Genomic DNA, 13,333 nt, shown 5'->3' with positions numbered 1-13,333 from the left:
CGGACGGAGAAGGCCTCCCGGAGTGGGAAGTCTTGCGGATTCCATCGCTGGACTAAGCTTTCGGGCAGTCCCCCGACAGCAGGAACAGGCGATGAGCGAACCCCTCCTCAGTCTCGACGCACTCAAGCAGGCCGTTGCCGATGGCCAGATCGACACCGTGCTCGCCTGCATGGTGGACATGCAGGGGCGGCTGGTGGGCAAGCGCTTCCAGGCCGAGTTCTTCCTCGACAGCGCCTTCGAGGAAACCCATTGCTGCAATTACCTGCTGGCCGACGACATCGACATGGAGCCGGTGCCGGGCTACGCCGCCGCCAGCTGGAGCCAGGGCTACGGGGACTTCGTGCTCAAGCCCGACCTGGCCACGCTGCGCCGGGTGCCCTGGCTGGAGGGCACCGCCCTGGTGCTGTGCGACGTGCTCGACCATCACCATCGCCAGGACCTGCCCCACAGCCCCCGGGCCATCCTCAAGAAGCAGGTGGCACGGCTGGCCGAACGGGGCTACCTGGGCATGTTCGCCTCGGAGCTGGAGTTCTATCTGTTCGATGAGCCCTACGAGGCGCTGCACCGGCGCAACTACAGCCATCCGAAGACCGCAGCCCATTACATCGAGGACTACAGCATCCTCCAGACCACTCGCGAGGAGCCGGTGCTGCGCGCCATCCGCAAGCACCTGCAGGCCAGCGGCATTCCGGTGGAGAACTCCAAGGGCGAGTGGGGACCGGGGCAGGAAGAGATCAACGTGCGCTACGCGGAGGTCCTGACCATGGCCGACCGCCATGCGCTGATCAAGCACGCCTGCAAGGAGATCGCCTGGCAGCAGGGCAAGTCCATCACCTTCATGGCCAAGTGGCGTTACGACCTCGCCGGCTCCAGCTGCCACATCCACAGTTCGCTGTGGGATCTCAAGGGCAAGAAGCCGCTGTTCTTCGATGCCAAGGACGAGTTCGGCATGTCCAGGCTGATGCGCGGCTGGGTGGCCGGCCAGCTCAAGTACGCCAGCGAGATCACCTATTTCCTCGCGCCCTACATCAACTCCTACAAGCGCTTCCAGGCGGGCACCTTCGCCCCGACCCGGGCGGCGTGGAGCCGGGACAACCGCACCGCCGGTTTCCGCCTGTGCGGCGAGGGCAGCAAGTCGGTGCGCATCGAGTGCCGCATCGGCGGCGCCGACCTCAATCCCTACCTGGCCTATGCCGCGCTGATCGCGGCGGGCCTGGCGGGCATCGACGAGCAGCTGGAGCTGGGGGCGCCCTTCGCCGGCGATGCCTACCTGGACGACCAGCTGCCCGAAGTGGACAAGACCCTGCGCGAGGCCACGGCCGCGCTGGACGGTTCCCGTCTGTTGCGGCAGGCCTTCGGCGATGCGGTGGTCGATCACTACGTGCACACGGCGCGCTGGGAGCAGAAGGAGTACGACCGGCGCATCACCGACTGGGAGCTGCAGCGGGGCTTCGAGCGCTACTGAGCGCGGGGCTCCAGGCGGATGCCGCGCACCTCGACCTGGTCGCCCGGCGCGAAGCGCTGGCCGGGGGCGCGGAAGCGTTGCACGTCCCCCTCATCGGTTTCCACCAGGTAGGCCGGCTCGGCGAGCCCGGCGGACTCCTGGAGGGCGCCGCCGCCGAAGTAACCCACCGCCGCGCCGGCAACCGCACCGATGGGCCCGCCGATGGCGCCCAGCATCAGCCCGGTCATGCCGCCGCCGGCCTTGCCGACGGTGGTGTCCGGGGTTTCGGAAATGACCTCCGCCGTGAATGCGGCGGGCGCGCAGAGCAGGGCAAGGCACAGGGTGATGCTGGGGAGTTTCATGGCTGTTCCCTTCGATTGGTTGTTTGGCGAAGGGCGTGAATCATTTTGCGTGCCAGGTCGTAGTGCATTGAAAATCAATGGCTTACGCCTTTGTGTGTCGTCATGACAGCAGTCAGGATGACTTCAATTGTCGTCAGAATGACTGCCGCACTCCCTGGGAGGGGAATGGCTGGCGACGCATAGGGGGTGGCAATGGCGAGGTGCGAGGGAGCCGCAAAAAGACCGGGCGTCCCGGGACTCGGGGCCGCCCGGAAAACGTGGGTGACTCAGAGTTGCAGGTTGGCCAGCTCGCGCGCGATCAGCAGGCGCTGGACCTCGCTGGAACCCTCGTAGATCTGGGTGATGCGCGCGTCGCGGTAGTACTTCTCCACCGGGTAGTCCTCGAGGTAGCCGTAGCCGCCGTGGACCTGGATGGCGCTGGAGCAGACCTGCTCGGCGATCTCCGAGGCGAACAGCTTGGCCTGGGAGGCTTCGGACAGGCAGGGCAGGCCGGCGCTCTTCAGGCGGGCTGCATGGAGGATCATCAGGCGCGCCGCGTTGAGCCGGACCTGCATGTCCGCCAGCAGGTTGCCGATGCTCTGGTGCTCGATGATCGGCTTGCCGAACTGTACCCGCTCCCGGGCGTAACCCAAGGCCGCTTCGAAGGCCGCACGGGCGATGCCGAGGGCCTGGGCGGCGATGCCGATACGGCCGCCCTCCAGGTTGGACAGGGCGATGGCCAGACCCTTGCCGCGCTGGCCCAGCAGGTTCTCTTCCGGAACGCGGCAATTGCTGAGGGTCACTGCGCAGGTGTCCGAGGCCTTGATGCCCATCTTGTGCTCGCTGCGATCGACGGCGAAGCCGGGGGTGTCGGTGGGCACCAGGAACGCGGACAGGCCCTTCTTGCCCAGCTCCGGGTCGGTGACGGCGAAGACGATGGCGAGCTTCGCCCGCTTGCCGTTGCTGACGAACTGCTTGGCGCCGTTCAGCACCCAGTGCCCGTCGATGAGGTCGGCGCGGGTGCGCAGGTTGTGGGCTTCGGAGCCGGCCTGGGGTTCGGTCAGGCAGAAGCAGCCGATGGCCGCGCCGCTGGCCAGCTGCGGCAGCCAGTGGTCCTTCTGGGCTTCGCTGCCGTAGTTGAGGAGGGGCCCGCAACCCACCGAGTTGTGGATGCTCATCAGGGCGCCCAGGGCGCCGTCGCCGGCGGAGATCTCCTCCACCGCCAGGGCGTAGGCCACATAGTCGATGTAGGTGCCGCCCCAGCGCTCGGGCACCACCATGCCCAGCAGGCCCAGTTCGCCCATCTGGCGCACCAGGGTGTCGTCGATCCAGCCGGCCTTCTCCCAGGCCTGGGCCCGGGGGGCGACCTCGGCGCGGGCGAAGTCCCGGGCCATGTCGCGGATCATGCGTTGTTCTTCGGTCAGTTCGATGTCATGCATCCTGGGAGTCTCCCGCGAAAAGGCGCCGTCAGGCGCTGCGAAGGGGTTGGCCGGCGGCGGCGCGGAATCCGTTGAAGAAGGACAGCACCCGTTGCGGCGTCAGCTCCTCCAGGGTCGGCGGGTTCCAGCGGGGGTTCTTGTCCTTGTCGATGATCAGGGCGCGTATGCCCTCCATCAGGTCGCCCTTGTCGAACCACTGGTAATCCAGGTGCAGCTCCAGGGCGAAGCAGTCGGCCAGGGTCAGGTGGCGGCCACGGCGCAGCAGTTCCAGGGTCACGGCCATCGCCAGGGGCGAGCGGCTGTCCAGCACCCGGACGGTTTCCTCGGCCCAGTCGCGGAACTCCGGACGGTCCTCGTCCAGCAGCGATTGGCGGATGGCGCCGATATCGGGCTGGGCGAAATGCCGATCGATGGCCGGGCGCAGCGCCTTCAGCTCGGAACCCGGAATGCGCTCAGTGGCCAGGCCGGCCAGCAACTGGTGCAGGTTTTCCCGGGGGGCGTAGCTCCAGTTCAGCTCGTCCAGAGCCTGGTCCAGGTCGCGAATGCGCTCGCTGGGCAGGCAGTAGTCGGCAAGGCCCGTATAGAGTGCATCGGCCGCGCGCACCTGCTGGCCGGTCACGCCCAGGTAGAGGCCCAGTTCCCCCGGCAGGCGCGGCAGGAAATAGCTGCCGCCGACATCGGGAAAGAAGCCGATGCCCACCTCCGGCATGCCCATCCGCGTGCGCTCGGTGATGACCCGCAGCGATGCGGCCTGGGCCAGGCCCATGCCGCCGCCGAGGACGAAACCATCCAGCAGCGCCAGCACCGGCTTGGCGTAGCTGTGCAGGTACTCGTCCAGCGCGTACTCCTCTTCGAGGAACAGCTCGTGCTGGTTGTCGCCGGCCGCATGGCTCTCGTAGAGCTGGCGGATGTCGCCACCCGCGCAGAAGGCCTTGTCGCCGGCCCCGCGGATGACCACCGCGACGATCTCCGGGTCGAGTTCCCAGGCCCAGAGGTGGCGATGCAGCAGGCGCACCATGGGCAGGGTGAGGGCGTTGAGCCCGGCGGGACGATTCAGGACCAGATGGCCGACGCGGTTGCGCACGCTGGCCAGGATCGGCGCTTCGTTGCCGCTCATGCTCAGGCTTCCCGACGGAACAGGTTGATGATCGCGGAGAAGTCCAGGCCGCCGTGGCCCTGCAGGCTGAAGGTCTGGTAGAGCTGCTGGGCCGCGGCGCCAAGCACCACCGGCTGCTTCGCCTGGCGGGCCGCCTCGGTGGCCAGGCCCAGGTCCTTCAGCATCAGGTCGGTGCCGAAGCCGCCGCTGTAGCCGCGCGAGGCGGGGGCGTTTTCCAGGACGCCGGGGAAGGGATTGTTGACCTCCGAGCTCCAGCAGCGGCCGCTGGAGGTGTTGATGATCCCGGCCAGCACTTTCGCATCCATCCCGAGGGAGACGCCCAGGGCCATGGCTTCGGCGACGCCGACCATGGAAATGCCCAGCAGCATGTTGTTGGCGATCTTGGCCACCTGGCCGTTACCGCTGGCGCCACAGTGGACGATGTTCTTGCCCATGGCGACGAACAGGGGATGGGCCTGGTCGAAGGCGCTGTCGGTGCCACCCACCATGAAGGTCAGGGTGCCCGCTGCGGCGCCGCCGGTGCCGCCGGATACCGGCGCATCGAGCATCGGATTGCCCTGGGCGGCAGCGGCCTTGGCCACTTCTCGGGCGCTCAGCGGGTCGATGGTGGAGCTGTCGATCAGCAACACGCCCTGGGCGACGTTGGCCAGCAGGCCCTCGGCGCCCAGGTAGACCTCCTTCACGTGGGCTGCGGTGGGCAGCATGGTGACGATGGCGGCAACGCCGTCGCGGGCGAGCTGCGCCGGACCGTTGGCGCTGCGGGCGCCGAGTTCCACCAGGGCGGCGGTGGCCAGCGGCGAGGGGTCGAACACGGTGAGGCTGTGGCCGGCCTTGAGCAGGTTGCGGGCCATTGGGCCGCCCATGTTGCCGAGGCCAAGGAATCCGATATGCATGTTGGCGTCCTCTTGAAGTGGGGCCGGAATATTCGATCAGCGATGCGTGAAGTGGGGGGCGCGTTTTTCGACGAAGGCGTTCATGCCTTCCTTCTGGTCGGCGCTGGCGAACAGCGAGTGGAACAAGCGCCGCTCGAAGCGCACGCCTTCATTGAGTCCCAGCTCGAAGGCGCGGTTGACGCACTCCTTGGTCATCATGGCGGCGGGCAGCGATTTACCGGCGATGCCACGCGCCACGGCGAGGGTTTCGTCCAGCAGGGATTCGGCCGGCAGCACCCGGGCCACCAGGCCGGCGCGCTCGGCCTCTTCGGCAGTCAGCTGGCGGCCGGTCAGGCACGGCTCCATGGCCTTGGCCTTGCCCAGGGCATGGGTCAGGCGCTGGGTGCCGCCGATGCCCGGAATCACCCCCAGGGTCAGTTCCGGCAGGCCGAAGCGGGCGTTCTCGGCGGCGTAGATGAAGTCGCACATCAGAGCCAGTTCGCAGCCACCGCCCAGGGCGTAGCCGGCGACCGCGGCGATCAGCGGCTTGCGACGGGCACCGATGCGGTCGGCGGCGGCGAAGAAGTCATCCAGGTAGATCTGCGGGAAGCCGAAGGCGGACATCTCCTTGATGTCGGCGCCGGCGGCGAAGGCCTTGGCCGAACCGGTGATCACGATGCAGCCGACTCCGGCGTCGGCCTCCAGTTGGTCGAGCGCCTGGTTAAGCTCGGCGACCAGCTGCGAGTTGAGGGCATTCAGGGCCTTGGGGCGGTTCAGGGTGATCAGGCCGACACGTTCCTGTACCGAGACCAGCAGGGTTTCGTATTCCATGGTGTTTCTCCAGGCGGGCCGACGCGCCTGGCGCCGGCCCGGTGGGGTCATTTCAGGGTGATGGTGGTGTTCACCGCGCCGCCGACGTCGTCCTCGTCGAACCAACGCTGGGTGATGGTCTTGGTCTGGGTGTAGAACAGCACCACCTGCTTGCCGTAGGGGCCGAGGTCACCCAGCTTGGAGGCGCGGGAGCCGCTGAAGGAGAACAGCGGGACCGGCACCGGGATCGGTACGTTGATGCCGACCTGGCCGACGTCGATCTCTTCCTGGAAGTGCCGCGCGGCGGCGCCGGAGCGGGTGAAGAGGGCGGTGCCGTTGCCGTTCGGGTTGGCGTTGATGAAGGCGATGGCCTCATCCAGGCTGGCGGCATTCACCACGCAGAGCACCGGCCCGAAGATTTCTTCGCGGTAGATGGTCATCGAGGGGGTCACGCCGGAGAAGATGGTCGGGCCGACGAAGTTGCCGTCCTCGTAGCCGGGTACTTTCGGGTTGCGGCCATCCAGCACCAGCTTGGCGCCTTCCTCGATGCCGGTGGCGATCAGGCCGCTGATGCGGTCCAGCGCGGCGCAGGACACGACCGGGCCGACATCGGTACCCGGCTCGATACCGGCATTGACCTTGAGGGTCCTGGCCTTTTCCACCAGGTCCGGCAGCCAGTTCTGCGCCTCGCCTACCAGGATCACCACCGGCAGGGCCATGCAGCGCTGGCCGGCGGCGCCGAAGGAGGCGCCCAGCAGGTTGTTCAGGGTCTGCTGCTTGTTGGCGTCGGGCAGGACGATGGCGTGGTTCTTGGCGCCCATCATGCACTGGGCGCGCTTGCCGTTCAGGGAGGCGCGGTTGTAGACGTGGGTGCCCACCTTGGTGGAGCCGACGAAGGACACGGCCTTGATGTCCGGGTGGTCGCAGATCAGGTTCACCGCGTCGACGCCGCCGTGGATCACGTTCAGCACCCCTTTCGGGATACCGGCTTCCAGCGCCAGTTCAACCAGGCGCATGGTCACCAGCGGGTCCTGCTCGGAGGGCTTGAGGACGAAGGTGTTACCGCAGGCGATGGCCATGGGGAACATCCACAGCGGGATCATCGCCGGGAAGTTGAACGGGGTGATGCCGGCGCACACGCCGATCGGTTGCAGCAGGGTGTAGGTGTCTACGCCATTGGCCACGTTGTTGGCCAGCTCGCCCATCTGCAGGGTGCCGATGTTGGCGGCGTGCTCCACCACCTCCAGGCCACGGAAAACATCACCCTCGGCGTCCGGCAGGGTCTTGCCCTGTTCGGCAGTGAGCAGCGCGGCCAGCTCCTTCATGTTTTCGCGGATCAGCTGCTGGTACTTGAGGAAGATGCGGGCGCGGGCGCCGATGGGCGTCTTGCGCCAGGTCTTGAAGGCTTCCCGGGCGGCGGCCACGGCGGCGTTCATTTCATCCTGGGTGGCGAAAGGCACGCGGGCCAGGACTTCCTGGGTGGCCGGGTTGACCACGTCACGCCATTGCTGGGTCTTGGATTCGACGAATTCGCCATTGATGAGCAGCTTGACGCTGGGAATGCTGGAAGAAGTCATTTACGGGTCCTGCCTGCTTTCGTTGGGTCGAGTGAGGCCCCTCGGTGCCAGGCGCCGAGCGGTCGGGTTTGGATTCGGGAGGGTCGGCGCGCCGGCCCGGGCTCAGCCCTTGAGCTGCGGGAAGTCTTCCTCGAAGAATTCCCCCGGGCCGCGTGCGTCGGCCTGGCGGCGCTGCACTTCCATCTGCCGCAGTTCCACCCGGCGGATCTTCCCGGAGATGGTCTTGGGCAGTTCGCGGACGAACTCGATGCGGCGCACCCGCTTGTAGGGCGCCAGGTGTTCGCGGGCGAAGGCGAGGATGTTGCAGGCGAGTTCGGCGCTGCCGGTTTCGTCATGGGCGAGGATCAGGAAGGCCTTGGGCACCGCCAGGCGCACCGGGTCCGGGCTGGGCACGATGGCCACTTCCATCACGGCGGGATGCTCGATCAGGGCGCTTTCCAGCTCGAAGGGGCTGATGCGGTAGTCGGAGGCCTTGAACACGTCATCGGCGCGGCCGACGAAGGTGATGTAGCCGTCTTCGCAGATCTGCGCGGTATCACCGGTGCGGTAGTAACCGTCGCGCATGACTTCGGCGGTTTTCTCCGGGCTGTCCTCGTAGCAGAGCATCAGGCCCAGGGGGCGTACATCAAGGGGCAGGGCCACTTCGCCTTCGTTGCCAGGCTGGCCGTCGGGGTCGAGCATGGTCACCCGGTAGCCCGGCAGCGGGCGGCCCATGGAACCGGGCTTGAGCTTCTGGCCGGGGGTGTTGCCGACCAGGGCGGTGGTTTCCGACTGGCCGAAACCGTCGCGCAGCCACAGGCCCCAGGCATGATGGATCTGCTCGATGATTTCCGGGTTCAGCGGCTCACCGGCACCCACCAGTTCCCGCAAGCGCAGGCGGTCGCGGTAGCTGGCCAGGTCTTCCTGGATCAGCATGCGCCACACGGTGGGCGGCGCGCAGAGACTGGTGATGCCGTAGCGTTCCAGCACGCCGAGCAGGGCCGGGGCGCTGAAGCGCGAGGTGTTGTGGATGAAGATGCACGCGCCGGCGTTCCAGGGCGCGAAGAAGCAGCTCCAGGCGTGCTTGGCCCAGCCGGGAGAGGAGATATTCAGGTGCAGGTCGCCGGGCTGGAGGCCGATCCAGTACATGGTAGAGAGGTGGCCGACCGGATAGCTCTGGTGGCTGTGCAGCACCATCTTCGGCTTGGAGGTGGTGCCGGAGGTGAAGTACAGCAGCATCGGGTCGGTGGCGAGGGTCACGCCGTCGGCCTGGAACTCGGCGGAGTATTCCAGCGCTGCGTCGTGTGGAGTCCAGCCCGGGGCGCCCTCGCCAACGCTGATGCGGGTGCAGCCTTCGGCGAGCCCCGCGAATTTGTCCAAGTTGGCACCACCGACCACCAGGTGGCTGACATGGCCACGCTCGATGCGATCGCGCAGATCCTCCGGCGTGAGCAGGGCGGTGGCGGGAATCACCACGGCGCCCAGCTTGAAGGCGGCGAGCATGGTCTCCCACAGGGCGATGTCGTTGCCGAGCATCATCAGGATGCGCTCGCCGCGCTGCACGCCAAGGGTGCGCAGGTGGTTGGCTACGCGGTTGGAGCGTACGGACAGTTCCTCGAAGCTGTAGCGGCGCTCGCTGCCGTCTTCCTCGACTATCCAGAGCGCATCGGCCTGGTTGTCCTTGGCCATGCTGTCGAAATAGTCCAGGGCCCAGTTGAATTCGGTCAGCTGCGGCCAGCGGAAATCACGTACGGCGGTGTCGTAGTCGGTGCGGTGGGCCAGCAGGAAGTCACGGGCGGCTAGGAAGGGGAGGCTGTTGCGGTTCATGGTGCGTGCCCTTGATTGTTTTTGTCGGGTCTTTCGGCCTGTGGCCGGGTTGGTGGATTGAGTATAGGTGGGCGCAAATCAAATAAGAACAAGCAGAAAAACCGATGCGATGTGCAAAAAAATCATTTCAATGACGTAGCAGGGGACTACTGAAATGCAACCGGGCCGCGACCAGAACTTCTGGTGGCGGCCCAGCATGGGGCGACTGCAAGTTAGCGCAAACGCTGCTTGTCCTTACCAGAGCGGCAGCGTGTAGCTGAGGATCAGGCGGTTCTCGTCCAGGTCGCTGCCGAAGTGGCTGGTGCGCACCGTGGCGTTGCGCCATTTCAGGCCAAGGTTCTTCAGCGGACCGCTCTGGATGACGTAGGCGATGTCGGTGTCACGTTCCCATTCCTTGCCGTCCTCGCGCCCGGCGCCCAGTTCCACGCCGTCGCCGGAGAGGTAGCGGGTCATGAGGGTCAGGCCGGGGATGCCGACGCTGGCGAAGTTGAAGTCGTAACGGGCCTGCCAGGAGCGTTCCTCGCGGTTGGCGAAGTCGCTGATCTGCACGAAGTTCACCAGGTAGGCATCGCTGCCGTTGACGTAGGCGAAGCCGGTGTCGCCGCTCATGCGCTGGTAGCCGAGGCCCAGGGCGTGGCCGCCGACGGCGTAGGTGAACATCGCGCCGAGGGCCTTGTTATCGACGTTGCTGCCGCCTTCGTCGCTGGAGTGGGCGAAGCGCAGGTCGCTCTTCAGGCTCCGGCCCTCGCCCAGGTGCAGCAGGTGGTTGAGATTGAGCTGATGCTGGCGATAGAAGTCGTCCAGGCGACCGAAACCGTAGCCCGTGGTGAGGTTGTCGCTCCATTTGTAGCTGAGGTTGGCGAAGTCGAAGGCGTCGCTGCCGGTGCTGCGGGCGCGGATGTTCTTCGCGCCGACGGTGGTGATGCCCATGTCCTCATAGTCCGAAGAGTCGCGCTGGTTCACCTGGGTCAGGCGTCCGGCGTCGAAGGTCAGGCCATCGAGCTCCAGCGAATTGAGCTGGCCGCCCTCGAAGGTCTGCGGCAGCAGGCGCGAATCGTTGGCCAGCAGCACCGGCAGCTTGGGCATCAGGGTGCCCAGCCTGAGGGTGCTCCTGGACGCCCGCAGCTTGGCGGTCAGGCCCAGTTCGCCGTATTCGTCCTGGGCACGCTTGGGCGCTTCTCGGTCGCGCTTCAGGAGGCCGGATCCGGCGCGGTCGGGGCTGGAGTCCAGCTTCACGCCCAAGAGGCCGATGGCGTCCAGGCCGACGCCGACCGTGCCTTCGGTAAAGCCCGATTCATAGCGCAGGAGGAAGCCCTGGGCCCATTCCTCGGCCTTGGCCTGGGGGGCGCCGCTCTGGCGGAAGTCGCGGTTGAAGTAGAAGTTGCGCAGTTCGAGGCTGGCCTTGGAGTCCTTGATGAACTCGGCGCTGGCGGGCGAGGAAAGCAGCATGGCACTGCTGCTCAGCAGGAGACTCGAGGTGAGGAGGTTGCGATGCATGGAGGCCTCTTGTTGTTGTAGGGGACGAACGGGGCCGTACCGGCCTGGCGGACCGGTAGCGGAATGCGAATGGGAAAAAGGACACGCCCCAAAGGAGCGATTGGCGTGCCCGGATAACGCAGTGGTCAGTGGCTGCTGGCGGCTGCCGCTCCCAGGCCGGTCTGGGCGCGCACGAACTGGCCGGTGTAGGCGGCGCGCTCGCGGCTGGCGCGGGCGCTGCGGTCGAGGCTGGACACCACCACTATCACCAGGAAGGCCAGCGGCATGGAGAACAGCGCCGGCTGGTCATAGGGGAAGATCGCCTTGGCATGACCGAGCACCCCGACCCACACCGCCGGCCCGCAAATCACCAGGGCCATGGCGCTGACCAGGCCGGTGAGGCCACCGCAGAGGGCGCCACGGGTGGTCAGGCCCTTCCAGTACATGGCCATGATCAGCACCGGGAAATTGGCCGAGGCGGCGACGCCGAAGGTGAGGCCCACCAGGAAGGCGATGTTCATTTGCTCGAAGAGAATGCCGAGGCCGATGGCGATCACACCGATGGCCACGGTGGCGATCCGCGATACACGCATCTCGTCCTTTTCGCTGGCCTTGCCTTTCTTCAGCACGGTGGCGTAGAGGTCGTGGGAGATGGCCGAGGCGCCGGCGAGCGCCAGGCCCGCCACCACGGCGAGGATGGTGGCGAAGGCCACGGCGGAGAGGAAACCGAGGAACAGGCTGCCACCAACCGCCTGGGCCAGGTGCATGGCCACCATGTTGCCGCCTCCGACGATGGCGCCGCCCAGCTTGCCGTCGACGAAGTACTGCGGGTCGGTGCCGACGATGACGATGGCGGTGTAGCCGAGCACGCAGACCACCAGGAAGAAGAAGCCGATGAAACCGGTGGCGAAGAGCACCGAGCGACGGGCTTCCTTGGCGTTGGGCACGGTGAAGAAACGCATGAGGATGTGCGGTAGGCCGGCGATGCCGAACACCAGACCAAGCGACAGGGATACCGCGCTGATCGGGTCTGCCAGCAGGGAACCGGGACCCATGATCTTCGCACCGCTGGCGTGAACGGCGACGGCGCGCTCGGCCAGCTCTTCGAAACTGAAACCGAACTCGCTCAGGGCCATCAGCATCAGAGTGGTACCGCCGGCGAGCAGAAGCACGGCCTTGGTGATCTGCACCCAGGTGGTGGCGATCATGCCGCCGAAGATGACGTAGACCAGCATCAGCACGCCGACCACCACCACGGCGAGCTGGTAGTCCAGGCCGAACAGCAGCTTGATCAGCTGGCCGGCGCCGACCATCTGTACCACGAGGTAGCAGCAGACCACGGTCAGCGAACCAAGGGCGGCGAAGCTGCGCACACTCACCTGGTCCAGGCGGTAGGACACGATATCGGCAAAGGTGTAGCGGCCCAGGTTGCGCAGGCGCTCGGCCATCAGGAAGGTGACGATGGGCCAGCCGACGAAGAAGCCGATGATGTAGACGAAGCCGTCGTAGCCCTTGGCGAACACCAGGCTGGAGAGGCCCAGCAGAGTGGCCGCCGACATGTAGTCGCCGGCGATCGCCAGGCCGTTCTGGAAGCCGGAGATGCCGCCGCCGGCGGTGTAGAAGTCGGAGGCGGAGCGGGTGCGCCGGGCCGCCCACCAGGTGATGGCGAGGGTGGCGACGACGAAGACGAAGAACATGCCGATGGCATGCAGGTTGAGCGGCTGTTTTTCCGCAGTGATCGGATCGGCGAAGCTGGTCAGCGGCGCCAGGGCGAGGAGGGCGAGGAGGGCTTTCATGCGTGGTTCTCCTCGAGGATTTCCGCACTCAGCGCATCGAAGCGGGTGTTGGCGTGGCGTACGTACCAGGCGGTGAGCAGCCAGCAGAAGATGATGATGGCGGCACCTAGCGGGATGCCGCGGCTGAGGTGGCTGCCCTCGTACAGCGGCAGGTGCAGCCAGCCGGGCACGAAGGCCACGAGCACGATGAACAGGTAGTAGATCGCCAGCACCAGGGCGCTGAGGGACCAGGCGAGGATTGCGCGCTGGCGTGCCAGGCGCTGGAACTTTGGGTTGGCGATGATGCGCTCATGGACCGGGGAATGGGGGGAGTGGTGAGGTGTCATATCGGGCTCCGCTTTAGTTGTTGTTGTCGTGCCTTTCACTGCCGTCTTTTTCGGGCGTGCAGCATTCCCGGCGGCGCCCCGTGGGGCATCGCCAAGTTCTTCTTCATTGCTCGAAATATGGGGGTTCGTCAGTGACCGTCGCCCCCTCCAGGGGCCAGCAGTCGGTGGACGCAATGGGCGGGTTCTGTGTGGTGGCTGTGGTCCGAGAAACCGGCCGGGGTTTGAGGAACGGGTGAACTGAGGGCAGCTCGGCAGGCGCCGGTCATCCTGGATGGGAGCGCTGGGAGTGCGGCGCTCTGGCAAGGCATGCGCCTGGCATGAAGGCCGGG

The 13,333-nt window shown here is 66.5% G+C and carries 11 protein-coding genes; 1 reads left to right on the top strand and 10 read right to left on the bottom strand.

Annotated features, from left to right (window positions below; all coding sequences use genetic code 11):
- Positions 1-91 precede the first annotated feature (91 nt).
- Entirely contained in the window at positions 92-1,465 is a 1,374-nt protein-coding gene (locus KF707C_RS15385) for a glutamine synthetase family protein (protein WP_003450192.1), read from the top strand.
- On the opposite strand, the gene KF707C_RS15380 is transcribed toward KF707C_RS15385, so the two are convergent.
- The 10 genes from KF707C_RS15380 to KF707C_RS15335 form a co-directional block, all read right to left on the bottom strand.
- Positions 1,459-1,806, bottom strand: a complete 348-nt coding sequence (locus KF707C_RS15380) for a hypothetical protein (protein WP_003450193.1) — start codon at positions 1,804-1,806, stop codon at positions 1,459-1,461. The two genes, KF707C_RS15385 and KF707C_RS15380, sit on opposite strands and share 7 nt — an antisense overlap.
- A 266-nt stretch (positions 1,807-2,072) precedes the next feature.
- Positions 2,073-3,224 (bottom strand): acyl-CoA dehydrogenase family protein, encoded by a 1,152-nt coding sequence (locus KF707C_RS15375; RefSeq protein WP_003450194.1) that lies wholly within the window; start codon positions 3,222-3,224, stop codon positions 2,073-2,075.
- Positions 3,225-3,252: 28 nt separating this feature from the next.
- On the bottom strand, positions 3,253-4,341 hold the full coding sequence (locus KF707C_RS15370) for an enoyl-CoA hydratase/isomerase family protein (protein ID WP_003450199.1): 1,089 nt from the start codon (positions 4,339-4,341) through the stop codon (positions 3,253-3,255).
- A gap of 2 nt (positions 4,342-4,343) precedes the next feature.
- Complete coding sequence (gene mmsB / locus KF707C_RS15365) at positions 4,344-5,234, bottom strand: 3-hydroxyisobutyrate dehydrogenase (RefSeq protein ID WP_003450200.1); 891 nt, start codon at positions 5,232-5,234, stop codon at positions 4,344-4,346.
- A 36-nt stretch (positions 5,235-5,270) separates the two neighbouring features.
- Positions 5,271-6,044, bottom strand: coding sequence for an enoyl-CoA hydratase (locus KF707C_RS15360; RefSeq protein WP_003450201.1), 774 nt, complete (start codon positions 6,042-6,044; stop codon positions 5,271-5,273).
- A 47-nt stretch (positions 6,045-6,091) separates the two neighbouring features.
- Entirely contained in the window at positions 6,092-7,600 is a 1,509-nt protein-coding gene (locus KF707C_RS15355; protein WP_003450202.1) for a CoA-acylating methylmalonate-semialdehyde dehydrogenase, read from the bottom strand.
- 102 nt (positions 7,601-7,702) lie between these two features.
- Positions 7,703-9,406 carry an AMP-binding protein gene (locus KF707C_RS15350; protein WP_003450210.1) on the bottom strand — a complete coding sequence of 568 codons (1,704 nt, stop codon included), beginning with the start codon at positions 9,404-9,406 and terminating at the stop codon, positions 7,703-7,705.
- Positions 9,407-9,640: 234 nt separating this feature from the next.
- Positions 9,641-10,903, bottom strand: a complete 1,263-nt coding sequence (locus tag KF707C_RS15345) for an OprD family porin (RefSeq protein WP_096368036.1) — start codon at positions 10,901-10,903, stop codon at positions 9,641-9,643.
- Positions 10,904-11,028: 125 nt separating this feature from the next.
- Positions 11,029-12,678 carry a cation acetate symporter gene (locus tag KF707C_RS15340; RefSeq protein WP_003450651.1) on the bottom strand — a complete coding sequence of 550 codons (1,650 nt, stop codon included), beginning with the start codon at positions 12,676-12,678 and terminating at the stop codon, positions 11,029-11,031.
- The gene (locus KF707C_RS15335; RefSeq protein ID WP_003450650.1) at positions 12,675-13,004 is read right to left on the bottom strand and encodes a DUF485 domain-containing protein; all 330 of its coding nucleotides are present in this window, start codon (positions 13,002-13,004) and stop codon (positions 12,675-12,677) included. Before KF707C_RS15335 ends, KF707C_RS15340 begins: the two co-directional genes overlap by 4 nt.
- Positions 13,005-13,333: the final 329 nt, after the last annotated feature.

Origin of the sequence: Pseudomonas furukawaii (assembly GCF_002355475.1) — a bacterium.
Lineage (GTDB): Bacteria > Pseudomonadota > Gammaproteobacteria > Pseudomonadales > Pseudomonadaceae > Metapseudomonas > Metapseudomonas furukawaii.
This window is presented reverse-complemented; position numbering and strand designations above follow the sequence as displayed.